Genomic DNA, 26,264 nt, shown 5'->3' on the forward strand with positions numbered 1-26,264 from the left:
AGAAATTGTTAATCGTTCATTTTAAGGCAGCCATCTGGTATCTCCTACTCTGTTTGTAACAATTGGAGAATTCGCATCCTTAATCATTAAATTTCCTTGGGTTGGATTTACAAATAAATCCTGCGCACTAATTCCCAATTCTGTTCCCTGAATAGCTGAAGCACCCAATAAATAATCGGTTGTAGTATAATTATTTCCGTACGTGGTAGTTGTATTTGCTGCAATAGCCTGAATGACCTTACCGCAGGCAGAAGCCAACAATACATTCTTAAAAATCAAAGTTGAACCTACGGCTGCCGGAATATTAATTAACGACCTGTTATAAGCATAATCATAAATGGTAATATTTTGGTATTCCAGATGAATTGGGTAGGCCGAAGTACCGTAATCAAATAAGTTTTTGAAATTTCGATTTTTATCAGTGGTTCCATAATAATCTCTCATGAAAGTACAATTAGAGAAAACGGCACTTTTAATATTATCAGCTCCGGCTGAACCACAAACAAAAGTACCATAAGGTCCGCTATGTCCTCCTACCTGATCTAAAGTTGTATAGCTCATCTCAAAACTACCAATTTCTTTGTATTTACCACTTCCCTGATGTCTCCAGAAACCTCGTTTAAAATAATTGAATACACAATTGTAAATAGAGATTTCACCTACGGTCCATGAATTTCCACTATTGAAGAAATAACTGGCATCGATGGTTTGATAAAAACGAATATTTTCAAAAGAAATACTAGAAATCACTGATCCTTGTGCAATATTCCATGCTCCATTAAGTTCAATTTGTGGTTTTTCTCCTTGAGTCCCTCCTGTTAATTTAAATCCTTTAAGAATTTCAAAAGGAGTCACCTTAAACAATGAACCTGCTTCTAAAAAATATTCCGTTCCTTCCGGGATAGCAGGATCTGAATTATTTTTACGCAAAAGAGCATCTAAATCCATATCCGCAGTTACAATAATTGTTTCAGCCGAAGGACCAGCTGTACGGAAACTTACCTGGTTATAAGGTTTATCGTAACGTCTTGGCTTATTATTATCAAAAACATTCAAATTGTATAGCGTATTTTTTTCTAAACCTGTCAACGTAGCCTCACCAGTCAATTTTTCTTCTGCGGTCAAATATCGTCCTATTGCCGGTATATCTTTATTTATAGCCGGTTCTACAGAAATACTATCCACAGGATTCTGAGCATCAATTTTCCAACTTACTTTTACTGAATTCTCAGTAATATTAATTTTTTCAACTTTGTTTAAAATTTCTGCAAAAGGCGGACGTGGTTCTGTTAAAGCACTGGTATAAGCCCATTGTGAATTATGCGCCGCATCGGCATGATTAGCTCTGACACGGATATAAAATTGGGTTTTATACGGAATATCATCCATAAAAACCTGAGTATCTGTAACTGTATAGGATTTATACAAACTTTTATAATAATTATCTGTGTGTAATTCTACCGTATAAGATTCGGCATCGTTTATTTTATACCAAACCAAAGCAATGGAATTACTTTTCACCAAAGGAGCTGCTAACACAAATTTTGGTGAAAATAAATCGTCCTGATTATTGTAGATTAAATTATCTGCCTGACAGGATTTTAACATTACCCCCATTAGCAATAAGCTAATGAAGGATAAAATTTTAGTTGCTATTTTTGAACTTTTCATAATCTATAGGATTTAATAGTTAAAACCATAATAATTCTTAATGGCACCACGATGGTCCGTAATCACTTTGGATGGATAAGGACATAAATAACGAAGTGGCTCATTAGGAGATATACTCGAAGCATTATTGAAGTTTATGAAACCTCTAAAACTCCATTTAATATCATTTCGTGGTTCATAGGATGCGGTTTCATTATTGAGTGCATACCAGCTTGTAGCAAATACCAACTCGGTATAACCTGCCGGACGGGCTTGTAAGATTGGGTCAATTCCCTGAATATCTAAAATTGTTCGGGATGCATTATTAGGATCCGGAATATTTTTCCAGTAAACACTTCCCGGAACCTGATCAATACCTGGCACATAAGCACCATTGGCTACACGTCCCCAATTCAATAATTTGTAATATTGATTATAAATTACTTCACCAAATTTATTCCAACGAGCCAAGTCAAATTTACGTTTGCTTTCCCCTCCAAATTCCCATGCGCGCTCATCCATAATAGCTTTGAAAAAAGCTTCTTTGGTAGTTTTAGAACTCACATAATTTTCTACTTTTTCAGACCAATTAGTTTGTGCAAAAGCCCTGCGTCTAACACGTTTTAAACATTCCTGAGCATCATTGCGAGGCCCAAAACGTTCATTTACTGCTTCGGCATACATCAACAATACATCTGCAAAACGCATCCATGGATAATTCACACCGGTTCCTTTGCTACTGGTACTTCCCAATGGATCGTCCATATAGAGTTTAGACCATTTTGCCACAGCTACGCGTGCCAAATCCAAACGAATTACCTGGTTTAAATTTTCATTATAAGAAAAAGGCGCACAAGTCATATCACGTCTTAAATCGGTTTTATCAAATGAAAACAAATAGGTTCCGCACAAACTAAGATTTCCTGAAGCACCTCCGTAAGAATGATTCCCTTCAGTAATAGGAATACCAATACTATAACCATATTCTCCCGTAGAATTTTTCAAAAGCGGTAATGAAAACAGCACATCATCATCAACAGGTGTTACCCAGTTGTTCTGCTTTATCCAAAAATCACGATAACCCAATTTTAAATCATGATGTTGTTCCTGGATAACTTTGCCTAAATAAGTAATCGCAGTGTCATAATATAGTTCATAATTGTCTCCTCTTACCATTTGACCAATACTTGCCGGATTATCTGTATCCGGACGTAAACTCCATCCACCACGAGTTAGGGCAAGTAATCCTATTAATCCCTGGTTGAAACTTCTTGAAGCTCTTTCTACACCATAATCTAATTGATTAGCATATTGCATTAACGGCTCCACCGATTTCAAATCATCAATCAAAAATTCAAGAATATCATTTCTGTCTGTTACCCCTACAGCAAAATTTTCATCTCCGGTAGAAGATTTAGTTCTAAATACTACATCACCCCAAATACGAATCATGTCCAAATACACCATGGCACGAATAGTTTTTACTTCTCCATAAAGTTGAGTGACTGCTGAAGGTGTGTCTTTACTTGCCGATTTATACAAGTCTGATTGTTCTATTCCTTCAATCACATCATTAGACAGGTTGATAATCTTGTACATCGCATTCCAGGTAGAATTCAATGTTGTCCAATAAGGTTTTGGTTCATAACAAGCCAAATCCGAACCGTTCACATTGACTGTGTTTGTGGTCACCCCTGACATTTCCACATCAGTATTCATATTAAAAACAAAAGCAAGACGATTAGAATAAGCATCATCAGTAAGCATTAGTGTATAAACTCCTGCAACTGCCGATTGGATATCTTTCTCTGTTTTAAAAACTTCCGCCGTAGTAAAACCAGTATCTGGTTGCACATCTAAATAATTTTCGCAAGCTGTAAAGAACATTGCAAAACTTAACAGAAGACTGTATAATATCTTTTTGTTCATCTTTTTATAATTTAATTTCATTAAAATGATAACTGTGCTCCAAAAGTGTAATTTCTGGTTCTTGGATAGGCGTTATAATCGATATTAGGCGTTAAACCGGTTTCTAAATTAACTTCCGGATCATAACCTGAATAATTAGTCCAAACGAATAAATTAGAACCTGTTGTATAAAAACGAGCTCTGCTGATTCCAATTTTCTTAGTCCATTTTTGAGGAAGAGTATAGCCAATTGTAAGCGTATTTAATCGTAAAAATGTCCCTTTCTCAATTGCATAAGACATAGCGATAGGACGACCAATTGAAGTAGGATTCCACATGGTTGCATTCTCATTAAATTTAGCCAAAACTTCAGGTTGGTAACGGATTTCATTTCCCATATCGTCATAGTTTCTCCAACGCTTATCTAAACCTACTTCCATTCCTAAATTGTTTTGGTTATTTTGATACCAGGAAGTCATCATAATTTTATTGGCGTTGTACACATCAAAACCAACTATAAAATTGAAAAAGGTTGAAAAGTCAAAATTTTTCCAAGTAGCGTTCAAACCAAAACCTCCTGAATATTTTGGATTGGTGTTACCAATAACTTTTCGGTCTTTATCACCTATTACGAAAGTATTCGGATCTGTTAAATCAATAGGAGTCAATTTTTTGAACTTAGCATTCCCCGGACGAGGGTCTCCCGAAAGATTTTTCGAATTCACAATTCCTTCTTTCAATTTCCAGCTTTTGGTAAGTGGATCAAATGATTCAAAATCATCCATAGTATAGAATCCATCATTCACAAAACCATAGATTAAACCTTTTTGTCCACCTACATAAGCGCGATAATCATCATCATTCAACAATTGTGTTCCTGCCCATCCTGAACTTAAAATCCATTCTTCTTCTCCACTGGCCAGTTTATCAATTTTGTTTTTGTTAAATCCAATATTGAAATTCAAATCCAATTGAAAATCTTTTTTCTGAATTACATTAGCATTGACAGCAAACTCCAATCCTTTGTTAGATGTTTGACCAACGTTTTTCATGATTTTTGTAAATCCTGAAGCACCTGGAATATCAGAAGGAACTAATAAATCTTTAACTGTATTTTTATACAACTCTAAATTTCCACTAATACGTCCTTTAAAGAATCCAAAATCAAAACCTAAGTTTCTGGTATAAGTAGTTTCCCATTTTACATCCGGATTATTTAAGAAATTAGTGTTATAAAAATTATAATAATAATGATTCTCTTCTCCCCAACCTACAGAACGATCACGTGAAACACCATAATATTTAGCATACAAATCACCATTAATTCTATCGTTACCGGAAACTCCGTAACTCAAACGAACTTTCAAATTTGAAATCACCTTACTGTCTTTCAAAAAGTCTTCATTAGAAACTCTCCAGGCCAAAGCTGCTGCCGGGAATACACCCCAACGATTTCCGGGACCGAACTTTGTCGAACCATCTGTACGAGCTGTAAAAGAGGCTAAGTATTTATCATTATAACCGTAATTTACACGACCAAAAAATGACGATATACGGTTTGGAGATCCTGCTGAAGAACCATTTTCAAATGGTGTTCCTAATGCTAAATTATTTAAAGCTTTAGCTCCTGAGATGTCTTCCGGGAAATAACGAGTACGATAATACTTGCCATAGCTTTCCTGATTTTTCATCTCCTGCCCTAACATCATTTGAAAATCATGAACCTCTTTCCATTTAAAACTATAATTCAATACATTATTTAATTGCCATCTTGGGCTTTGAGCCATCGACCAGTAGGTAACAGGAAGATTATTATTAGCATTTGCAGTACCAGTATCTGTTCCCCAAAAACGACCGTCTTCACTGTATTTGTATTCATATCCGAACATACTACGAAGACTTAAGCCATTGATAATATTCCATGTTAAAGCTCCTGTAGTATTGAATGTACGGGTATTACGCTTACGATAATTTTTTTGAGCCTCTTGTATAGGATTGAAACGTACTGTTGGCTGATAATCTTCCGGATCAAAATAGGTATCATCTTCCGGTAAAGTCATGTATTCTTCTAAACCTAAAGTTGGTGCCTGACGTAGCGCATTTAATAAACTAACACTTTCTGTACCTGAACCATCAATAGTTTGATTGATTAAACGAGTTTGAAATTCAAATGAAAATTTATCAGATAGTTTAGTAGTCATCATGAAGTTTAAGTTGGTTTGTCTTAAAGCACTTCCAATTAATACTCCCGGCTGATCCTGATTAACCAGCGCAAATTTGTACTTAGTACTTTCATTCCCCCCACTTAAGCTTAGATCAGTATATTTAGCAACCGGATTGGTTCCAAAAATTTCATCCTGCCAATCGATTCCTTTATTTCCCTGATAAATATATAATTCGTTTGCACGACCGTAACGATTAAAGAAAGCCGTTGGATTTGAATTACGCTGACGCTCATATTCGTACTGCATCATTACAAATTCATAAGGATCCATAACATCCAAACGATTTGCCAAAGTTTTCATTTGCATATAGCTGTTCAGATTCACTGAAATTCTTCCTGCTTTTGGTTTCTTAGTGGTTACTAAAACTACTCCGTTAGCTCCACGGGCACCATAAATAGCAGTAGATGCGGCATCCTTTAAAACCTCAACCGATTCGATGTCTGTTGGAGGAATATCATTTAAATTGGCTACCTCAAAACCATCCACTAAAATTAAAGGGGAATTATCCTGAGTAACAGAACCACCACCACGAATACGAATCATGATTTCGGCACCAGGAGAACCGTCGGAAGATGTTACCTGAACCCCCGGCAATTTCCCTACTAAAGCTTCTGCCACAGAGGCAGTAGGTACTTTTGCCAATTCAGAACCTTTTATACTCGAAATAGCTCCGGTAAGGTTTCCGCGTTTTTGGGTACCATATCCAATTACTACCACTTCATTTAATTCGCTGGTAGATTCTTTCATTTGAATATCAATTCCTGAAGTACGTCCTTTCAAAGGTAACGTAACATCATTCATCCCAATAAATTTAACTAATAAAACAGCAGTTTTAGGATCGTTCACTTTTATGGAAAATTTTCCATCGATATCAGTAGTAGTATTAGTATTTTGATTCAATACAATAACTGTGGCCGATGGTATAGAGCCTGTTTTATCTCTTACCACACCAGTTACAGTTACCTTTTCCTGAGCATAGCTGTTAAAGGCTAAAAGCAAAACAGCTAAAATGCTCACGATATGTTTTTTTATCGTCATAACTACAATATTTATTTAAATTTGTTTTTAAGTCTGTTTGTTATTGTTTCTGATTGATTTTTTTTGCTGTATAAGCTTCACCATTAACAGTCGCCACATAATTTTGTATCACCGGCGTATCAGGATCATTCAAATTGAGGTTAATCTGAGTCACTCCGTTAGCTAAAATTGGAAAAGAACCTGAAATTTCTTTTGTACTAACCACCTCCATATTATCCTTCAAAAACTGAATCCGAATACTTACTTTATTAGCGGCTTCATCTGTTTGAAACAGAATAAAATCATCGGTATAATTGATTCCTCCTGTGGTTGTTTTTTTAGTCCTTGAAACCTCCATATCCTGCTGAACAAAAGTTTCGTCAGCCACTTTATATCCGTTGCGTTTTACTTTAACAATAGTTTTAATATAAGTATAAGCCGGATCAGCTGTTTTATCCATTGCTTTTAATCGTAAGATTCCTGATCTGGTCAAAATGTTCATTGTAAGCGTATCTTTAAATGGCGACACATAAGGCATTGCTGCTGAAATTTTGACCGGCTGATCAGCATTAACTGCCTGAGGAATAATCAAATCATTCAAATTTACCGGAGATGGGACCATTTGTTCCGGGATATCGGTAGCAATAAACTTATATGCGCCATTATCAAGAGCAAAACGATAATGAGAACTGTAGTTTGCAAAAAATTCACCATCATTTTTATAAATAAAAATTGGTTTTGTAGAGATTCCTGTATTCAAACTCCAGGGCTCACCATTTAACTGAATTTGAAAATCTTTAACAACCGCGGTATCGTATTTCACCTCATCATTACTACAAGCATTTATTAACATAAGTAGTGCTCCATATCCCAGAATCCTATTTAGTATCTTTTTCATCATAATACAATTTTAAAATTGAAATTGGTTAAAGAAGACAACAGCGGCTACATAAACATTAGCCACAGGTATCAATAGATTAGTGACTGTTGCAGTTGCGAATTTTAAATTGAGATTTCGCTTTCCTCCACATTCTAATGAAGGAATCAATTGCCTCAGTTCATTACTTTGACAGCAATACACTATAAACATCCCTGGCAGGATGAAAGTGCCCATTTGTTTCATAAGCTTAATTTTTTAGTTAGTTAAATAGTTTTATAATCCCAGGAGATTATTTTGGTTCGGATGTAAAACTAGATATCGTAAATTGCAAACCGGTAGATAAATTACTTTTCAAATAGGGTGAAATTGCTAATAAAACAAATAAGGCTTTCCAGTAACTTAAAGAGGTAGAAAAATTAATAAACAACAGGGGGTATTTGTCTAAACCGACAGAAAAACACATTGATTTTTAACTTCAAAACAAATTTAAAAACACTAAAAACCAAACACTTAACACTTTAAAACCATCCTCCTTGTCGGACACGACTTTAAAATATCAGAAACTTACTAATGTCCTTTTATAATTCTCTAAAAAACGTCTTATTAGAATATTTAACAAATGAAAAATGGATGAAAAAGAGTATCAAAAAAGCAATATTAGTTTTTGAAAAATAAAAAGGTCAATAAACAAGACGAACAATAATTTCTTCTTGCTTATTGACCAAATAAGGTATTTCTATTTGAATATTTATCTAACGATACAAACGACGGTATTCGGCAGGAGTGTAATTGAATTTTGCTTTAAAACATTTTCCAAAATATTTCAGATCACTAAAACCTACCTCAAAGCAAATTTCCTTTATAAGCATATCTTCATTTTTAAGCATCTCGGCAGCCTCATTCAATCGTATATCACGAATGAAAACTACAGGTGATACTCCGGTCAAATCCTTTAATTTATTAAAAAAACTGGCACGCGACATGTACATTAGTTTTCCTAATTCTTCCACCGAAAAGTCGGTTTTAGACACATTGTCCTTGACTAATTTAATGACCTGAAACATAAATTTATGATCCTGATTTGAAATTTGTAAAGGTTCTTCGACCGAAATCTCAGCTATATTTCCACTGGAATAAAGGAGTTGCAGTCGTTTGCGCTGTTCCAAAACATTTTTTACACGGGCTCTTAAATAACTCACATTAAAAGGCTTAACCATGTACTCATCGGCGCCATATTCCATTCCTTCTAATTTATTTTCTATTGCAGTTTTAGCACTTAGCAAAATGACCGGAATGTGGCTTGTTGCAATGTTTTTCCGGATTAACTTAAGCATTTCAATACCATCCATTTGTGGCATCATAATATCGCTAATAATAAAATCAGGACACAATCTGGCGGTTTTTAAATGACCTTCAATACCGTTCTCAGCAACATGAATGGTATAATCCTCTTCTAAAACCGATACTATAAAATTCCTTAATTCAGGATCATCCTCCACGACTAAACCCAGCTGTTTTCCTTTGCTGTCCGTTTCCGTTTTTTGTATAACAGCTTCATTTTCATTTTCTGTATCAACTGTTACATCTTCATCGGATTCCTCAAATACAATATCCACATCTTCATTAAAATGATGAAAACCTTTTAAGAAACAAAGCTGGAAACTACTCCCTTTACCCGCCACACTATCTACCAGTATAGTTGCCCCATGTTTATCGGCTAAATCCTTCACTATCGAAAGTCCGATTCCCGTACTCGGATTATTTGGGTTTTCGTTATAATTAGTAAAACGTACGAACAATCGCTTTTGAATTACCGGATTAATTCCCGGACCATTATCGCTCACTTTTACCAAAACTTGTCTTTCTGTTTCCTCTACAACTACTTCCACTGTATCACCTTTATGGCAATACTTAAAAGCATTTGAAATTAAATTAACCAAAATTTTATCCATACTATCGGCATCGGCCCAAACAATAGGAGTTGCAGCATTTACTTTTAGCTCCAAACGTATCTTGCTCTGTAAACTTATTTCTCTGAAGTTTTCACATACTTTAGCAGCAAATTCACCTAAATTAATAGCTCTAACTTCTAATTTTCTATTTTGAATTTTCCTTAAATCTAAAATCTGATTGACCAAATTCAACAAACGATTACTGTTTCTCTCAATTCCCTGAAGTTGCATTTTTACTGATTCCGGTATATTGTTATCCGATAACATTTTCTCAACCGGAGCGGTAATCATGGTAAGCGGCGTTCGAATTTCATGTGAAATATCAGTAAAAAACTTCATCTTTAATTCAGATACCTGTTTCTCAATCTGAACATCGTTTCGCAATTTCAGGATAGTAGAAAAAGTACGTCTGATAAAACTAAAAAGAGCGATTGCTAACAAAATATAGCAGATTATTGCCAAATTAGTCCACCAAATTGAAGGCAGAATTGTGATTTTAATTTTTCGCTCATTATTCACCCATAAATTATGATCGTTAGTAGATGCTATCAATAGGGTATAGTTTCCCCTACTCAAATTAGTATAATTAATAGACTGCCCTCCTTTGATATAATTCCACTGATTATCGACCCCTTCTAATTTATAACGATATAAGATATTTTCATTTTTCACATAATCCAATGCCGAAAATTGAACCCTGAAAAAATTCTGGTCGTGTTCCAGCCTGACTTCCTGTAATAAATCAGGATTAGCAGGCGTTTCAGGATTTATTTCATGCAACTCCTTATTATTGACGGTGAAATTACTAATTGCCAAATAAGGTCTGAATCTATAAGGTTGAATATTCTCAGGTTTAAAAACCACGGCTCCACTGGAATAACCCGATACAATTTCTCCATTGGGAAGACGGCATTTAGTAGCTTCGGAGAATATTTCGTTGCCAATAAGGGATTTTATTTCAGGAAAAGTTTCCGAAGAATTATTCTTTGGATCAAATCGCACAATCTGATTGCTTCCCATAAGCCATATTTTCCCCAATCGGTCCTCCTGCATCGACACAACACCATCAATAGGAAATCCAATGGTTTCTTCACCAAAAGATTGCACTTTCAACTTCCCTTGTTGATTCAAATCGGCCAACAGCATCCCTTTTCCATTAGTGGCTAATGCTAACTTATTTTCTGAAGTTACCAGCATATCCAGGATATCATTTCCTGAAACTTGTGGGTATTCCTGAAATTGTAATGTCTTTAGGGATTTATTTTTTCCTGAAAAAGAAAACAGCTTATAAGAAGAAATAAAAAACAGCTGATGATTTTTACTTTCAACAATAGAGCGAACTCTGTCGGCCGATTTTATCGGGTAATTTTTCAATTCATTTCGATAATTAATAAAATAAATTTTAGAATTGGACTCCCTGATTAAATTGACACCTCCGCCCCAGGTAGCCAAATAAATCTGCCCTGAACCAGCCTGAAAAATTCTATAAATATCATCCGAACTAATACTGTAACGATTAGCCTCATTGTACTTATAATGAATTACTTTATAATTGAATGCTTTTGCTGTTGGTAGCAAACAATACAATCCGTTACCTCTGGTACCTACCCAAATTCTGCCTTTATTATCCTGCAACATGTGGTAAATATCAGCTCCCCAGCCAGGACCTCCCGGAGACAAAGTTCCATCGGCTCCCAAAACGCCTATCTTTATTTTTTTAGAATCAAATAATGTAATTTTATCCGTACGACTAGCCACCCAAAGATTGCCTTTTCTGTCTGACATTAAACCTCTGACATTATTTTTTTTACTGCCTTGAGGCAAATTCAATTTTAAAGTTGAAAAACGCTTATTGTCAAAAATCATTAAATCCAGTCCTTGCCGATAAGAACAAAACCATAAATTCCCCAGTCTGTCAAATGTGGCTGCGTGCATAACATCTGAAACTAGCTCTGCTGACTCTTTCATAGCATGCGATATCGACAACAACTTATCTCTTTTTTTATCCCAATAAGCCAATGCTCCCCCATTGGGCTGAACCCAAATACTTCCATCAGGAGCCTTAATCAAAAATGTTTTTCTTGGTACATTTACTGCCGCAGGATCACTGGAATCAACTTGCAAATATTTTAATTTTCTGCTAATTAAATCAAATCGATAGACTCCTGGTCCTGTTGTGGTTTCAAACCAAAAATATCTCGAATGCGTCAATCCCAAATACTTAATATTAGCATCCGGAAAACCTACTGTGAACTTACTGTTATATAAATCCAGTTTAGCCGTTTTTATATCATAATAACCAATTCCATGAGTCTTGGTTATGATAATCACCTTACCTCCAGACACATATTTCATTTTGTCAATATCAGCGTTTATTCCTAATTGAACATCGAAAAAAGTACTGGACTGTTTAGAATAACGGGTTAGCCTACCAGCAGTTCCTGCAAACCATAACTCGTCTTTAGTTTCCATAACCGAATTATAGGAATACGATTTCCCCGAAGGTCTCGTCATATTAAAAAAGAAATATTCAGGAACCTCAGCTGTCTTTTTTAACCTGCAAATACCTTTGCTTGTTAAAAACCAGGTAGTCCCCATGCCATCTTCATATACTTCCTGAATTCCTCCTCCCTTCAATTTAGCCCGGTCAAAATAAATAGGTTTGATTTCCTTATTCGTTTCAAAAGCAACTGCTTCGTTTTTATTATCCGAAAACAACCAAACTCTGCCCGAAGACATCAGCCTATATTGCTTGAATGAATTATTGGAATATTTTTTAGAATAAGCTTCTAAAGGAGAATGATAATTTAGATTCTTAATGTCAAAATAATAAATTTCGTCCTGCTCTGATTTGATCCAAATGCGTCCGTTTTTATCAAATTTAAAACTTGAAACCCTATTGGATAACAGATTTAATTTTCCTCTTTGTTGTACTTCAAAATTTTGAAAAGTATTACCATCATACCTAATTAAGCCAATATAAGTCCCTAACCAAATAAATCCTTTTTCATCTTGTTGAATATCTAAAATACGCGACTGACTTAACTTGGCATCAGCAGTAAAACGTTTCAAAACCCCAAATGGCTGAGCCAAAGAGAATCCTGAAATCAGACAGAAAAGGGCAACAATACTATTTCTTTTTAAAATCTTCATAGTTACAAAAGTATCAAAATTCCGGTCCGAACCTAAAACGACTACTCTTCCTAGCTAAACACCCCTTCTTAAATAGCAATTTGTCTACCATTTAGGTATTCTCCAAAATTTAAAAAAACAGCTTCTAGCTTTACGACATCCCTCAAATAGCGATTTACCCCAACAGAATAAAACACAATCATCTAATTTTGTTTTACTTGTGTTTAAGTAAGCAAAAACATTTCTATATTAGAAAAACAATTATTGAAAATTAAAGAACCTAAATATTAATCTCTAAAAAAAATGATATGAAATCGCCATTAACAAAAGATATACAAAGGCGACACCATATTACGACCACTAAAAAAACAAATTGTACATCTATGAAAAAAATAAACTCTTTAGTGTTTATTATTAGTCTCACAACAATAACCACATTTGCACAGCAGGACTTCAAGTTTACCAATACTGCCCTGCCCATAGAAGAACGGGTAAATGATTTAGTATCCAGAATGACTGTTGATGAAAAAATCAATCAATTAATGGATTCCTCACCTGCTATAGAACGCCTTGGTGTACCCGAATACAACTGGTGGAACGAATCTTTACACGGGGTTGCCCGTGCCGGATATGCCACTGTTTTTCCGCAATCTATTTCGATAGCCTCTTCCTGGGATCGACAATTAATTTTTGACGTAGCCAATGCCATTTCCGATGAAGCCCGAGCCAAACATCACGAATATTTGAGACGAGGACAACACGGCATGTACCAGGGATTGACATTTTGGTCGCCTAATGTCAATATTTTCCGTGATCCGCGTTGGGGTCGTGGTCATGAAACCTATGGTGAAGATCCTTTTCTTACCTCACAATTAGGACTTAATTACGTGAATGGCCTTCAGGGAACGGATAAAAAATACCTGAAAGTTATTGCTACCGCTAAACATTATGCAGTACATTCAGGTCCGGAACCATCACGCCATCAATTTAATGCCCAAACCAGTGACAGGGATCTTTACGAAACCTATCTTCCTGCTTTCCGAACTTTGGTCAAAGAAGGTCATGTTTACTCGGTAATGGGAGCCTATAACCGTTTCAGAGGAGAATCTGCCAGTGCCAGTCCTTTTTTATTTGATATTCTTAGAAACAAATGGGGATTTAATGGTTATATCGTATCCGATTGTGGAGCGGTAACCGATATTTGGAAATGGCACAAAATTACTCCTGATGCAGCAACAGCCTCAGCTTTAGCTGTAAAAACAGGACTTGATTTAGAATGCGGTAGCAGTTATAAATCATTAAAGGAAGCCCTTGACCGCAAATTGCTGACAGAAGCCGACATTGATATTACCTTAAAACGTTTGTTTACAGCCCGTTTTAAACTGGGAATGTTTGACCCTGAAGAAATTGTTCCTTATGCGCAGATTCCTTTTTCAGTAAATAACAACGATGCTCATAACTATCTGGCCAGGGTAGCTTCGCAAAAAAGTATTGTTCTTTTAAAAAACCAGAATCAGACACTTCCGCTTTCAAAAAACATCAAAACGGTTGCTGTAATTGGGCCAAATGCCAATGATGTGCAATCCTTATGGGGAAATTACAGTGGTATACCAAGCAACCCAATAACTGTATTAAAAGGAATCCAAAACAAATTAGAGCCCAATACAAAAGTCTTGTATGCCAAAGGTACCGATCTTGCTAAAGGAGTCCCTGAAATGAATGTTATTCCGTCCGTTTATTTTCAAAATGAAAACGGCACTCAGGGTTTAACAGCGGAATATTTTAACAATAGCAAATGGGAAGGAAAACCTTTATTTACAAGAACAGACGATAATATTGATTTTCATTGGGACATTGACACTCCTGATTCCCGTTTAAAAATGGGAAATTACAGCGTGCGATGGTCTGGTTATCTTGTTGCTCCAAAAACAGGAACTTACTCCATTTCGGAATGGTCAAAACCCTTTATGACTGTTGAAATTGAAGGTGGAAAAAGTACCGGCGGAAAAAACAATCATAGCCCGCGAATTCGTTCACAAAAAATACAATTAGAAGCTGGAAAAAAATACAGAATAGAGGTAAAATACCAAAACTTCTATGGCGATGCAATAGCCCAACTTTTATGGGCCGAACCACAAGAAAATGTATTACAGCAGGCTGTTCAGGTGGCTAATCAGGCGGATGCTGTAGTTCTTGTATTGGGATTAAATGAGCGCCTGGAAGGCGAAGAAATGAAAGTAGAAGCTGATGGTTTTGATGGCGGAGACCGCACCAGTCTTGATTTGCCGTCCAATCAGGAAGAATTAATGAAGGCTATGGTAGCAACAGGAAAACCCGTAGCTTTAGTTTTAATCAATGGTAGTGCGCTTTCTATCAATTGGGCTAATGACAATGTCCCTGCTATTTTAACTGCCGGATATCCAGGACAACAAGGTGGTAATGCCATTGCCGATGTACTTTTTGGCGACTACAATCCTGCAGGCCGACTACCGGTTACCTATTACAAATCTGTCGACCAACTTCCTTCATTTGAAAATTATGACATGAAAGGGAGAACTTATCGTTATTTCGATAAAAAACCTTTATATCCTTTTGGATTTGGTTTGAGTTATACCCAATTCAAATACAGTAATTTGCAAATTCCTGCCAATATAAATGCTGAAAAAGATTTTGAGGTATCAGTTGATGTAACTAATATAGGCGACCATGATGGAGATGAAGTAGTTGAATTGTATCTAAAAGACGAAAAGGCATCCACACCACGACCTATTGTTCAATTAGAAGGTTTTGAGCGCATTCATCTTAAAAAAGGTGAAACTAAAACGGTTCATTTTACAATTACACCAAGACAACTTTCTTTAATTGATAAAAAAAGACAACGTATTATAGAACCGGGATGGTTTACTATTTCAATTGGAGGAAAACTACCCGATAATTCTCATGATAATCAAAATGCACGATTTAAAATTAATAGCAAATCTTTATTACTTGAAAAATAGGTATTCCTTTTTGTTTTTCCTCTGCTTATTCCTAATAAAAATGCTTTGAACACTATTATTGTAATAGACAAAATGCCAAACTTTACAGTTTGGCATTTTGTATTCTGTATATTTTCTAAATTAAAAATGCATTAATCAGAATCTTAATATTTGATTTTTCTATTAACATTCAGTTGTTCTCCCAATCCTAAAATACTTTCTATTTATAACCACTTAGCTGAATAATTTTTAGCAAAGTAGCCAATTTAATTACCAAAAAACAGTATATAATGCTACTAATACACTACAGATAATAAATGACCCAATTATAAATTCTGAAGAAACTTTAAACATTGTTGTATCTACTTCTATCTTGTGTTTTTCATGTTCAAGAACTGGCTCTGGTCTTAAAAGACTGACTCCAATCATAATTGCTACTATCATAACAAAAGTGATACTCATTCTGTCCAGGAAAGGAAAATCGGGAAAAGCGCCGTTTGTCCATACTGGTAAAAACTTTAACACCGTAGCAATAGGCACCGTTAACAAAGCACCTGCAAGTCCCGCATTAGCAGTGGTTTTCTTCCAGAACATTCCTAACATAAAAATCGCCAATACACCTGGTGAAAAGAAACCTACGTATTCCTGAATGAACTGATAAGCCTGATCTAAAGATTTTAACGAAGGAGCAACAATTGCACCAATAAACATAGCCACTACGACAGCCAATCTTCCTACACGCACCAATTTTTTTTCAGATGTCGTTTTATCGAAATATTTTCTGTAAATATCCAAAGAAAAAATCGTCGAAATACTATTGGCTTTACCCGCTAAAGAAGCCACAATTGCAGCCGTTAAAGCAGCCAAAGCAATTCCTTTTAAACCTGCTGGTAATAAATTCATCAAGGTAGGATAAGCGCGATCCGGTTTTAAAACTCCTGCGGCATCCAGCATTTCGTGCTGAAACATACCATTTTGATGCATCACATACATGGCAATACCCGGTAAAACGGCAATAACCGGAACTAATAATTTTAAAAAGGCAGCAAACAAAATTCCTTTTCGTGCTGTTTTTAAATCGGCTCCCAAAGCTCTTTGAACGATATACTGATTGCATCCCCAATAAGCCAGATTATTAATTAGCATCCCTCCTACAATTACCGACATCCCTGGTAACTCTGTATAATGTGGGTTTGATTTATCAAATATCATTTGTAAATGTCCCGGTGCTTTATCAGCTATGATTGACAATCCTTTAAAAATATCTTTCCCAAATCCGAACTGTTCTGAAAGTAAGGTTAATGCTAAATAAGTAGTTACCAAACCACCCAATATCAATACAATTACCTGAAACATATCGGTATATCCAATTACTTTCATTCCTCCCAAAGTAACGATAACCGAAAACAAACTTAATCCTATAACACAAAATTCAAAACTAACCGGTGCTATCGAAGAAATGGCTAAAGCTCCTAAATAAATAATCGAAGTAAGATTTACAAAAATATAAATCAAGAGCCAGATCACCGCCATAATTGCGCTTACGGTATCATTATATCGTTTTGCCAAAAATTGTGGCATGGTAAAAATCTTGTTCTTAAGATATACCGGAAGAATAAACATAGCCACTATAATCAATGTCGCTGCCGACATCCATTCGTAAGAAGAAATTGCTAATCCAAGTGCAAAACCTGAACCACTCATTCCAATAAAATGCTCCGCTGAAATATTAGAAGCAATTAGTGAAGCACCAATGGCCCACCAGGTAAGTGATCCTTCTGCTAAAAAATAATCATTTGAACTTGTAACTGCATTTTTCTTACTTCGGTAAATATACATTCCATAAGAAGTGACAATAACAAAATAAATAAGAAAAACAATGTAATCTGCGGTTTGTAATGCATTCATAATTTTGAGTTGGTTTGGTTTATTATAGCCAATAGCAAGACTATCTACACAAAAATAGAATCTAAACGAAAACCAAATATGGATTATTTATGCTAATGCATGGATTGTTTTTACAGAAATAGCTAATAATCAATTTAATTAGCCTGAAAATCTGCTTCGCCTGAATATTTATTATAACACGGTCTTACTTTTAACCCTAAATAAAAAATGCCTCCCGAATTGAGAAGCATTTTTTTATTTACAATAACTCTTTATGATAATATTATTCTTTGAGTGAAACCATATCAATTACAAAACGGTATTTGACATCGCCTTTTTCCAAACGCTCAAAGGCATTGTTTACATCTTGAACTTGAATCAATTCGATATCAGCGGTAATGTTATGTTCAGCACAGAAGTCAAGCATTTCTTGGGTCTCGACAATCCCTCCGATATTGGAACCAGCAAAACTTTTTCGACCCATTACCACATTGAAAGCACCAATTTCTAATTGTTCCGGTGGCAAACCAACTAAAACAAGGGCACCGTCGTGCTTCAAGAGATTCAGATACGAATTAATATCGTGTTTAGCAGAAACGGTGTCAATAATAAAATTTAGTTTCCCCGTATATTGGCTCATTTGGTCTGGGTCAGTAGATAAGACGGCATTATGCGCACCAAGACGTTTGGCATCTTCTACTTTGGATTGCGAAGTGGTAAATACTGTTACTTCAGCCCCCATGGCTTTTGCTATTTTGATGGCCAAATGACCTAATCCACCAATTCCCAAAACACCCACTTTTTTCCCCGGTCCGGCATTCCAATGTCTTAAAGGCGAATATACCGTAATTCCCGCACATAATAAAGGTGCTGCTGCAGCCAAATCTAAATTTTCAGGAACATGTAACACGTACTTGTCTTCGCAAACATAAGTTTCGGCAAAACCACCATAAGTGACTCCACCCAAATATTTGTCAGGAGAATTAAAAGAAAAAGTTGGGAATTGGTCACAAAATTGCTCCAAACCTTCGTGGCAGCTCTCACATTCCTGACAAGAATCGACAATACAACCCACTGCGGATAAATCCCCAACTTTAAATTTTTTAACATGGCTACCCACTCTGGTAACTCTTCCCACAATTTCGTGTCCGGGAACAATTGGGTAAGCTGTCATTCCGAAATCATTCTTGATTTGATGTAAGTCGGAGTGGCAAATTCCACAATACAGGATTTCCATCTCAACATCGTGAGCCTGCAGTTCCCTGCGATTGATATTTATTGTTTCTAAAGGCTGGTCGGAAGCCTTAGCTCCAAAGGCTTTTACTGTTGTTGTTTCCATAATATTTTTTACTTTATTTTTTTAATGGTAAGACTTCATTCAAACAAGTAATTGCATTCAATGTTCGTGGATACCCCACATATGGAATGAGTTGTGTCATCAAATTAATAATGGTTTGTCTGTCGTTGCCAACATTGGCATTGCCTTGAATGTGTCCTTTAATTTGACTTTCGGTTCCCCCCATAGCAATTAGAAATGAAAGCGTAACCATTTCCCTTGTTTTAACATCCAAACCATTTCTGGTAATATAATCCCCAAAACAATTGGCAGACAAATACTGTTGAATATGTAATAAATCTTTGGGAGCGTTTTTGTACATATCCTCCACTCTATTACCTATAATTTCCTTTTGTTTTGCCAAACCTTTTTCCATTCTGGTTTCAGCGGTGGTGGTAGATTGACTTTCTAAAGGCAAGGAAATATTTCTTTCAATAAAAATCTCATTGGTGGCGTTTATAAAATCAATCACTTTAGAAATTCCCACATAAGGTACTGCCTGATATAGCACTTCTTTGATTGCTGTTGGCGAAATCCCAACATTCAAGGCTGCATTAACAAACATCTTGTATTCAATTAAAGCCTGACTACCAATAGTGGAAGCCATAATAAGCAACACACGGGTTTTGGTTTCCATTGCATCGTGATTAATGACCTCATCAAAAGCAAAATTATCAAACACTTCTATCAATTCCGGATCGGTTTCCTTGACTTTTGAAACATAATTAGGCCATAATTCTTCGTGATTCATTATTGCAGCGGGTGTTAAATTATTCTCTACTTCATACACTGGAACTTTAAAACCATCATATTCTACATCGCTTACAACTTCTAACCATTCCGTTTTATCCTTGTCAAATTCCGGAATAAGGGCAATGTGTCGCATCAAACTGTTGTGTGAAGCTCCATGCCAATGTTCAACATTTTTTGGAATTTTAATCACATCTCCTTTTTGTATCAATTGAATTGGCTTGCCTTTTTCCTGATAATAGCCAATACCTTCAATCACAAATAAAATTTGCCCTGATTTATGAGTGTGCCAATTGGTTCTGGATTTGGGTTCGAAAGTTACAGTTCCCATATTGATGTTATAACCTTCTTCGGGTTTCACATTCATATTTACCCACACCGTTCCTTTAAAATATGCTGCGGCTGCTGCAATTCCCTTTTCTGTAAATGATGTCATACTGTTTGATTTTATCTTTTGCTGTGCAACTATTAACTGATTAAATAGTACCGTAAGAAGTATGGCTGTAAAATAGTTGATAATTTTCATTTTGTGTTTAGCCTATTATTTCTTTAGCAAAGATCTGATGAATTCACAAATGCAAAGTATACAGATTACGGTGTTACTTACCATTTTTACGGATTGAGAATTTGTTCTTTATTTATTAAACAAAAAAAGCTGAAGTAATTACTCCAGCTTCCTTAAACAAAAATGATTTCATTTACAATCCAAAAACGTTTTCTAAATGCTTCGGAAAGTTTTCAAGATCTTTTGCAATATCCTGATTTTTAAAAATATCGAAACAATTATAGTCCGCTACAATTTCAACACCGCAAAAACGATAATTACTGGTTATCGGAAGAAAAAGATCAGCTGTGCTTTTTCCTTGCATCAATTGTTGTGCAGGATTATCAAAAGCTTCTGCTGGTGCATTCCAAGTGGCTGAAATCATAAACTTTTTACCTTGTAAATGTCCGCCTGTTCCATATTGTTTGGTTGCATCTTCTCTAGTTCTTCCGTCATCCGAAAGAAACTTTTTGCTAAACAAACCGCTATTAAAAACTTCGTCCACGTATTTTTTATAAATCCAGGGTGCTCCAAACCAGTTTACAGGAGTTTGTAACATTACAATATCTGCTTCGAGGTGTTTATCGACTTCTTCGTCCGGATTGTATCCTTCTTCAATTTTTGTTTCTAAAATTTCAAAATCTTTTGCTTCAAAAAAATCTTTTGCTTTTTGAATAAAGGAATTGTTCAGTGTTCCTTCTGTCCAATTTGGATAAGTTAAATGGGTATTGATAAGCAATACTTTTTTTGTTTTTTTCATTGTTTGCTGTTCTTAAATGATAAAACAAAAGTAGCACCTTGCAAAACGACCAAAAGAAACAGACTACCAGAAAAAAAGAAACAAATTACGGACAATCCAAAAACGACCTCTTTCGAAGGCGCTGCTGTCATTGATTTTAAAGTTTAGCAGTAAATTGTGAGCGATATTCTTTGGGACTTAATCCAACTTGTTTCTTGAAGAATTTTGAAAAATAGTTGGGATATTCAAACCCCAATTCATAAGCTACTTCTGTGGCATTCATTTGGGTGTTTTGTTCCAATAATTCTTTTGCCTTTTTAATCACAAAATCGTGTATATTTTCAAGAGCCGATTTTTGAGTAAAATGTTTTACAATGTCACCCAAATAATTGGCTGTTAATCCTAATTTATCAGCAAAATATTGAACATTTGGAAGTTGTTTTACAGGCTGATTGTAGTAGTCTTTTAAACTTTGCTGAAAACCAGTTATAATCGGATTGTATTCTTTTGGATTGGTAGAAAATTGTCTGTTATAAAAAGCCTCCACCAATGAAATCAATACGTTTACATAAGAAAGCAAAACAGCAAAATATTTTTTATCGCTTTCATAATATTTCACCATCAATTGAAAAACAGCACTTATTTCCTGTACTTCTTCTTCGGTTAAATGCAAAGCTTCGTGTAGCCCGTAGTCCAGATAAGTTTTGAATAGAAAGCGATTTTCTTCTATTATTTTTTTAGAAAGTTGCAAATACATACCTGTGTAAGTGGGTTCTACGTCCCAACCGGATGTTGCTGCTAAATTAGGGCTATTAAAAAAAACAGCTGTAATGGGTGCTGAATTTGGCACACTATTATTTTTAACATTGATTTTAATAGAAATTCTATAGAAATCAACCATTACTGGATCTGACTTCAAAAGCATATTAGGAGGATCATAATAGCCCACATCAATATCATTGTCCAAAGGTTCAGACAAACCAATGTATGCATTATAAGATTTGAAGTCATTGAATGTTTTCATTTAGTAAAGATATCAATTTTACTTTTCCTCTAAATTATTGAATCGATGATTGCTCTATACATTTTTTGAATATTTATTTCCCAACTCTTTGTTGCAAATGAGCTGGGTAACGGTCTCCTTGAATGTTGATTTTGGCAAAAGCAGCATCAATTTCCTGAATGTCAGCGGCAGATAAAACAATTGAAGCACCTCCAATATTTTCGGTCAATCGATGTGATTTTGTAGTTCCCGGAATAGGAACAATCCAAGGTTTTTGTGCCAATAACCATCCCAAGGCAATTTGTGCCGGAGTAGCATTTTTTTCTGAAGCAATTGCAGCTAATAAGTCAAGCAATTTTTGATTGGCTTTTCTATTTTCTTCGCTAAAACGCGGCACAATATTTCGAAAATCGGAAGCATCAAATTGGGTGTTTTCATTAATGGCACCCGTCAAAAATCCTTTCCCCAAAGGGCTGAAAGGCACAAAACCTATTCCGAGTTCTTCCAATGTGGGTAAAATTTCCAATTCGGGTTCTCTCCACCAAATGGAATATTCACTTTGTAAAGCGGTTACTGGCTGTACTGCATGCGCTTTTCGAATGGATTCAACACCCGCTTCCGAAAGTCCAAAGTGTTTTACCTTTCCTTCCTGAATCAAGTCTTTAATCGTTCCTGCAACATCCTCCATTGGAACGTTGGGATCGACTCTGTGTTGGTAAAATAAATCAATCACATCCGTTTTTAATCGTCTTAAAGACTCTTCGGCTACAGCTCTAATTCGTTCCGGTCGGCTATCTAGTCCTTTAGTGGCATCACCATCCTTAAAACCAAATTTGGTGGCAATAACGACTTCTTTTCTAAAAGGAAGCAATGCTTCGCCTACTAATTCTTCATTGGCAATGCCGTAAGCTTCTGCCGTATCAAAAAAAGTGATTCCTTGTTCATAAGCTTCTCTGATTAATTGTATCGCTTTTTGTTTGTCTGTAGCAGGACCGTAACCAAAACTTAATCCCATACACCCCATTCCCAGAGCGGAAACTTCCAATCCACTGTTTCCTAATATTCTTGTTTTCATGATTTAATTTTTTAAAATGTAGTTGCAACCGATTTCAGGATAATCCATTTCCCGTTGCGTTTTTCAAGTTGCATTGTCTGTTGCAAACGCCAGTTATTTCTTGTCCCCCAAATTCGGGCATCGAGAAGATTCTGACCAACAAATATGGCTTTGTCTCCATCAATTTTTACTGTAATTTTTACTTCTTTATATGAATAATATTTCATTCGCTCACTTTCGATCTCGGAGAACCATTCCTCTTTTGGCTGCACATATCCAGTAATATGAGTAAGTGTGAAATTGGCATCTAAAATCTTGTTCATTGCTGCCGTGTTCTTGTCAATCATCAACTGTGTCAGTTGGCGAGTTACATCCAATACTTGCGATTTATCATCCTCTATACTATCCATTTTCATAGTAGTAATAATTGATTATATTTCATTTTTCTTATTTCTGAATCTGATGAGTATCTCGAACACTGCTGAATGTTAAAGCTAATAATTTCCATTCTTTAGCTTGTTTTTGATACGTTTCTGTTACAGTAAATTCAGTCACTACTTCACTTCCTCGAACTATAGCCTCTAGTGTAATTCGGTTCCATAAAATGGCTGTTTTTCCAAAAAGTTCTACTGCTACATCATGCACTTTAACATTCTTGTACCAAATTCTTCCTGTTTTTATAATATCGAGTTCCTCGTCTTTTTTCCAAGTACCACTCATGTGAACAAATTTTGATTTGTCATCAAAGAGAAGCTTCAGTTTGTCTACATTTTTATCAGCCATCCATTGCCATTTATCTTTAGATAGTTGAATAACTTCCTGCTCAGTAGCTGTGTAACTCTTAGCCGCCGTATTTGTTTTATTTTCTTGAGCAAAGGAATATTGGAAACTTGCTACAGCTATGAGACTCATGATTAATGTTTTCATTTGGAATAATTTAAAGTTAAATTGTGATTGTAATTTTTAATTTTACTACTTCTTAATTGGTGCTTCTACTCCTGAAAAAGCCAATACTCCGGCAGGCAATCGTTCCCCTACAATTTGAATGGCATCTAATTGTTTATTGAATTCCAATAATTCAGCAGCAGTAAATTTCACATCAGCTGCTCCAATATTTTCCAGCATGTGAGCCATTTGTGTTGTTCCGGGAATAGGCACAATCCACGGTTTTTGCGACAGTAACCAAGCTAGTGAAATTTGAGCAGGAGTAGCTTGCTTTTGTGCACTCCAGTTTTTTAACAAATCAACCAATGCCAAATTTTTAGGTAAATTCTCTGGTGAAAACCGGGACTCAACAGCTCGAATATCACCTTGAGCGAAACGTGTATTAGCATCAATGGCTCCGGTTAGAAAACCTACACCAAGCGGACTCCACGGAACGAAACCAATCCCAAGCTCTTCACAGAGTGGAATAATCTCTTTTTCAGGACCACGCCATAGCAACGAATATTCGTTTTGAATAGCTGTAACAGGATGAATAGCATGTGCTCTTCTTACGGTTTGTACACCCGGTTCTGAAAGTCCGTAATGCATCACTTTTCCTTCCTGAATTAAATCTTTTATAGTGCCAACCACATCTTCAATTGGAACATTTGGATCCACACGATGTTGGTATAACAAATCAATTCGGTCGGTGCGAAGACGTTTCAACATTCCATCCACTACTTTTTTAATATGTTCTGGTTGGCTGTTTAATCCCGGTAATCGCTTTCCTGTTTCCTGGTCGATATTCCAGCCGAACTTTGTTGCAACAACTACTTTATCACGAAAAGGAGCAATACCTTCTCCCAGAATTCGTTCCACCTCATGAGGTCCGTAAGCCTCGGCTGCGTCGAAAAAAGTAACACCTTTATCAAAAGCAGTTCGGATGATATTGAACATTTCTGGTCGCGAAGGAATCGTAGTTTGATAGGTACGGCTCATATTCTGAACACCAATACCCACACTGGAAACTTCAAGATTATTACCTAGTTTACGTCTACCGGAAAGGGGTTTCAAAGCATTATTTTTTTCGAAAAGACTGGATTCTGAATTTATAGATTGAGCGACAGAAGAGAAAGGCAATATTGCACTTCCAGCCATTGCTAAACCTGCTGTTTTTAATAGATTTCTACGGTTCATAATTATATTTTTAGATAAATGTTTCGGTTAATAGGAACTCTTTAATTATAAATCCAGTTTTCTTTCGCTCAGCCATTTAACCATTTCCGGATTTCTGTGGTCAAAAAACAAACTTTGATTAGTGTCCAATGCGGCTATGGCTTGCAAATCATCTGCTGACAGTTCAAAATCAAAAATGTTAAAATTCTCGATCATCCTTTCTTTGCGAACTGATTTTGGAATGGCAACCACGCCTCTTTGAGTTAACCAACGAAGAATAACCTGCGCTACTGACTTATTATACTTGCCACCAATGGCAGCTAGAACTTCATTTTGAAAAATATTATTTTTCCCTTCGGCAAACGGGCCCCAAGATTGAATTTGTACATTATTTGTATCAAGGAAAGATTGTGTTTCAATTTGTTGACAAAAAGGATGAGTTTCAATTTGGTTTATTGCAGGCGTGAAACCACTATTTACTATCAAATCCATTACTCTGTCTGGTTGAAAATTAGCAACGCCAATGGCTTTTACCTTACCTTGATGATACAATTCCTGCATTGCCCGCCAAGAACCAAACACATCTCCATAAGGTTGATGAATTAGGTATAAATCCAGGTAATCCAACTGTAACTTTTTTAATGATTTTTCAAATGCTTTCAGTGTATTTTCGTAACCCGCATCTTGAACCCAAAGTTTGGTCGTAATAAAAAGTTCCTCTCTGGCCACACTACTTTTTTTAAGGGCCTTGCCAACTGCTTCCTCATTCATATATGAAGCCGCTGTATCGATTAATCGGTAACCGATTTCAATAGCATCTATAACCGATTTTTCGCATTCAACTGCATCTGGAATTTGGAAAACACCAAAACCTAAAAGAGGAATTTCAATTCCGTTGTTTAATTTTATACTTTCCATTTTATATCTTTTTTATTTTTCTGATGAACCTAATAATCCTTCATTCAATGTTGTTACTTGGAAGGTAATTGTTGCCTATCCATTCTCAATTTCTTTAGAATGGGACAAAGTTCTTCCAATAATCGTTGTTGATTAGTATACCTATTACGGATGTTAGTACCATTTTTACTGATTTAGGTAAGCGATATAAC

17 protein-coding genes are annotated in these 26,264 nt (G+C 35.7%); 1 reads left to right on the plus strand and 16 read right to left on the minus strand.

The features are described 5' to 3' along the window. Positions 1 to 21: 21 nt before the first annotated feature. From BLR17_RS09020 to BLR17_RS09045, 6 genes are all read right to left on the minus strand, one after another. Entirely contained in the window at positions 22 to 1,671 is a 1,650-nt protein-coding gene (locus BLR17_RS09020) for a DUF5123 domain-containing protein (protein WP_066329828.1), read from the minus strand. A gap of 12 nt (positions 1,672 to 1,683) precedes the next feature. Further along, positions 1,684 to 3,579, minus strand: a complete 1,896-nt coding sequence (locus BLR17_RS09025; protein ID WP_066329981.1) for a RagB/SusD family nutrient uptake outer membrane protein — start codon at positions 3,577 to 3,579, stop codon at positions 1,684 to 1,686. A gap of 20 nt (positions 3,580 to 3,599) precedes the next feature. Continuing rightward, positions 3,600 to 6,821, minus strand: a complete 3,222-nt coding sequence (locus BLR17_RS09030) for a SusC/RagA family TonB-linked outer membrane protein (protein WP_217635894.1) — start codon at positions 6,819 to 6,821, stop codon at positions 3,600 to 3,602. A 40-nt stretch (positions 6,822 to 6,861) separates the two neighbouring features. After that, on the minus strand, positions 6,862 to 7,698 hold the full coding sequence (locus BLR17_RS09035) for a hypothetical protein (protein ID WP_139068406.1): 837 nt from the start codon (positions 7,696 to 7,698) through the stop codon (positions 6,862 to 6,864). Positions 7,699 to 7,710: 12 nt separating this feature from the next. Beyond that, complete coding sequence (locus tag BLR17_RS09040; protein ID WP_074517168.1) at positions 7,711 to 7,923, minus strand: hypothetical protein; 213 nt, start codon at positions 7,921 to 7,923, stop codon at positions 7,711 to 7,713. A gap of 509 nt (positions 7,924 to 8,432) precedes the next feature. Beyond that, positions 8,433 to 12,785 (minus strand): hybrid sensor histidine kinase/response regulator transcription factor, encoded by a 4,353-nt coding sequence (locus tag BLR17_RS09045; protein ID WP_066329824.1) that lies wholly within the window; start codon positions 12,783 to 12,785, stop codon positions 8,433 to 8,435. A gap of 362 nt (positions 12,786 to 13,147) precedes the next feature. Between BLR17_RS09045 and BLR17_RS09050 the strand changes: the two genes are divergently transcribed. Continuing rightward, positions 13,148 to 15,763 (plus strand): glycoside hydrolase family 3 C-terminal domain-containing protein, encoded by a 2,616-nt coding sequence (locus tag BLR17_RS09050; protein WP_066329823.1) that lies wholly within the window; start codon positions 13,148 to 13,150, stop codon positions 15,761 to 15,763. Positions 15,764 to 16,012: 249 nt separating this feature from the next. Here BLR17_RS09050 and BLR17_RS09055 read toward each other — a convergent pair whose 3' ends face one another. The 10 genes from BLR17_RS09055 to BLR17_RS09105 all read right to left on the minus strand — a co-directional run bounded on the left by BLR17_RS09055 (position 16,013) and on the right by BLR17_RS09105 (position 26,073). Beyond that, complete coding sequence (locus BLR17_RS09055) at positions 16,013 to 17,650, minus strand: sodium:solute symporter family transporter (RefSeq protein ID WP_066329821.1); 1,638 nt, start codon at positions 17,648 to 17,650, stop codon at positions 16,013 to 16,015. A 262-nt stretch (positions 17,651 to 17,912) separates the two neighbouring features. Beyond that, positions 17,913 to 18,968 carry an NAD(P)-dependent alcohol dehydrogenase gene (locus tag BLR17_RS09060; RefSeq protein ID WP_066329820.1) on the minus strand — a complete coding sequence of 352 codons (1,056 nt, stop codon included), beginning with the start codon at positions 18,966 to 18,968 and terminating at the stop codon, positions 17,913 to 17,915. Positions 18,969 to 18,981: 13 nt separating this feature from the next. Next, positions 18,982 to 20,151, minus strand: a complete 1,170-nt coding sequence (locus BLR17_RS09065) for a cupin domain-containing carboxymuconolactone decarboxylase family protein (RefSeq protein ID WP_066329979.1) — start codon at positions 20,149 to 20,151, stop codon at positions 18,982 to 18,984. A gap of 262 nt (positions 20,152 to 20,413) precedes the next feature. Continuing rightward, positions 20,414 to 21,019, minus strand: a complete 606-nt coding sequence (locus BLR17_RS09070) for an NAD(P)H-dependent oxidoreductase (RefSeq protein ID WP_066329819.1) — start codon at positions 21,017 to 21,019, stop codon at positions 20,414 to 20,416. 136 nt (positions 21,020 to 21,155) lie between these two features. Continuing rightward, positions 21,156 to 22,022, minus strand: a complete 867-nt coding sequence (locus tag BLR17_RS09080; RefSeq protein ID WP_066329817.1) for a helix-turn-helix domain-containing protein — start codon at positions 22,020 to 22,022, stop codon at positions 21,156 to 21,158. Positions 22,023 to 22,095: 73 nt separating this feature from the next. Further along, positions 22,096 to 23,076, minus strand: a complete 981-nt coding sequence (locus BLR17_RS09085; RefSeq protein ID WP_066329816.1) for an aldo/keto reductase — start codon at positions 23,074 to 23,076, stop codon at positions 22,096 to 22,098. Between the two features lie 11 nt (positions 23,077 to 23,087). Continuing rightward, entirely contained in the window at positions 23,088 to 23,465 is a 378-nt protein-coding gene (locus tag BLR17_RS09090) for a nuclear transport factor 2 family protein (protein WP_066329978.1), read from the minus strand. 37 nt (positions 23,466 to 23,502) lie between these two features. Beyond that, positions 23,503 to 23,982, minus strand: a complete 480-nt coding sequence (locus BLR17_RS09095; protein WP_066329815.1) for a nuclear transport factor 2 family protein — start codon at positions 23,980 to 23,982, stop codon at positions 23,503 to 23,505. 45 nt (positions 23,983 to 24,027) lie between these two features. Further along, positions 24,028 to 25,176 (minus strand): aldo/keto reductase, encoded by a 1,149-nt coding sequence (locus BLR17_RS09100; protein ID WP_066329814.1) that lies wholly within the window; start codon positions 25,174 to 25,176, stop codon positions 24,028 to 24,030. 45 nt (positions 25,177 to 25,221) lie between these two features. Further along, positions 25,222 to 26,073, minus strand: coding sequence for an aldo/keto reductase (locus BLR17_RS09105; RefSeq protein WP_066329809.1), 852 nt, complete (start codon positions 26,071 to 26,073; stop codon positions 25,222 to 25,224). Between the last annotated feature and the right edge of the window lie 191 nt (positions 26,074 to 26,264).

The sequence above is a fragment of the Flavobacterium glycines genome (genome assembly GCF_900100165.1).
Classification (GTDB): Bacteria; Bacteroidota; Bacteroidia; order Flavobacteriales; family Flavobacteriaceae; genus Flavobacterium; species Flavobacterium glycines.

Bases quoted from the DNA above. Each gene is read 5' to 3' on its own strand.
- BLR17_RS09065 (WP_066329979.1), bottom strand. From the start codon at position 20,151: ATGACATCATTTACAGAAAAGGGAATTGCAGCAGCCGCAGCATATTTT.
- BLR17_RS09055 (WP_066329821.1), bottom strand. From the start codon at position 17,650: ATGAATGCATTACAAACCGCAGATTACATTGTTTTTCTTATTTATTTT.
- BLR17_RS09085 (WP_066329816.1), bottom strand. From the start codon at position 23,076: ATGAAAACAAGAATATTAGGAAACAGTGGATTGGAAGTTTCCGCTCTG.
- BLR17_RS09060 (WP_066329820.1), bottom strand. From the start codon at position 18,968: ATGGAAACAACAACAGTAAAAGCCTTTGGAGCTAAGGCTTCCGACCAG.
- BLR17_RS09050 (WP_066329823.1), top strand. From the start codon at position 13,148: ATGAAAAAAATAAACTCTTTAGTGTTTATTATTAGTCTCACAACAATA.
- BLR17_RS09035 (WP_139068406.1), bottom strand. From the start codon at position 7,698: ATGAAAAAGATACTAAATAGGATTCTGGGATATGGAGCACTACTTATG.
- BLR17_RS09045 (WP_066329824.1), bottom strand. From the start codon at position 12,785: ATGAAGATTTTAAAAAGAAATAGTATTGTTGCCCTTTTCTGTCTGATT.
- BLR17_RS09100 (WP_066329814.1), bottom strand. From the start codon at position 25,176: ATGAACCGTAGAAATCTATTAAAAACAGCAGGTTTAGCAATGGCTGGA.
- BLR17_RS09080 (WP_066329817.1), bottom strand. From the start codon at position 22,022: ATGAAAACATTCAATGACTTCAAATCTTATAATGCATACATTGGTTTG.
- BLR17_RS09025 (WP_066329981.1), bottom strand. From the start codon at position 3,579: ATGAACAAAAAGATATTATACAGTCTTCTGTTAAGTTTTGCAATGTTC.
- BLR17_RS09020 (WP_066329828.1), bottom strand. From the start codon at position 1,671: ATGAAAAGTTCAAAAATAGCAACTAAAATTTTATCCTTCATTAGCTTA.
- BLR17_RS09090 (WP_066329978.1), bottom strand. From the start codon at position 23,465: ATGGATAGTATAGAGGATGATAAATCGCAAGTATTGGATGTAACTCGC.
- BLR17_RS09040 (WP_074517168.1), bottom strand. From the start codon at position 7,923: ATGAAACAAATGGGCACTTTCATCCTGCCAGGGATGTTTATAGTGTAT.
- BLR17_RS09095 (WP_066329815.1), bottom strand. From the start codon at position 23,982: ATGAAAACATTAATCATGAGTCTCATAGCTGTAGCAAGTTTCCAATAT.
- BLR17_RS09105 (WP_066329809.1), bottom strand. From the start codon at position 26,073: ATGGAAAGTATAAAATTAAACAACGGAATTGAAATTCCTCTTTTAGGT.
- BLR17_RS09070 (WP_066329819.1), bottom strand. From the start codon at position 21,019: ATGAAAAAAACAAAAAAAGTATTGCTTATCAATACCCATTTAACTTAT.
- BLR17_RS09030 (WP_217635894.1), bottom strand. From the start codon at position 6,821: ATGACGATAAAAAAACATATCGTGAGCATTTTAGCTGTTTTGCTTTTA.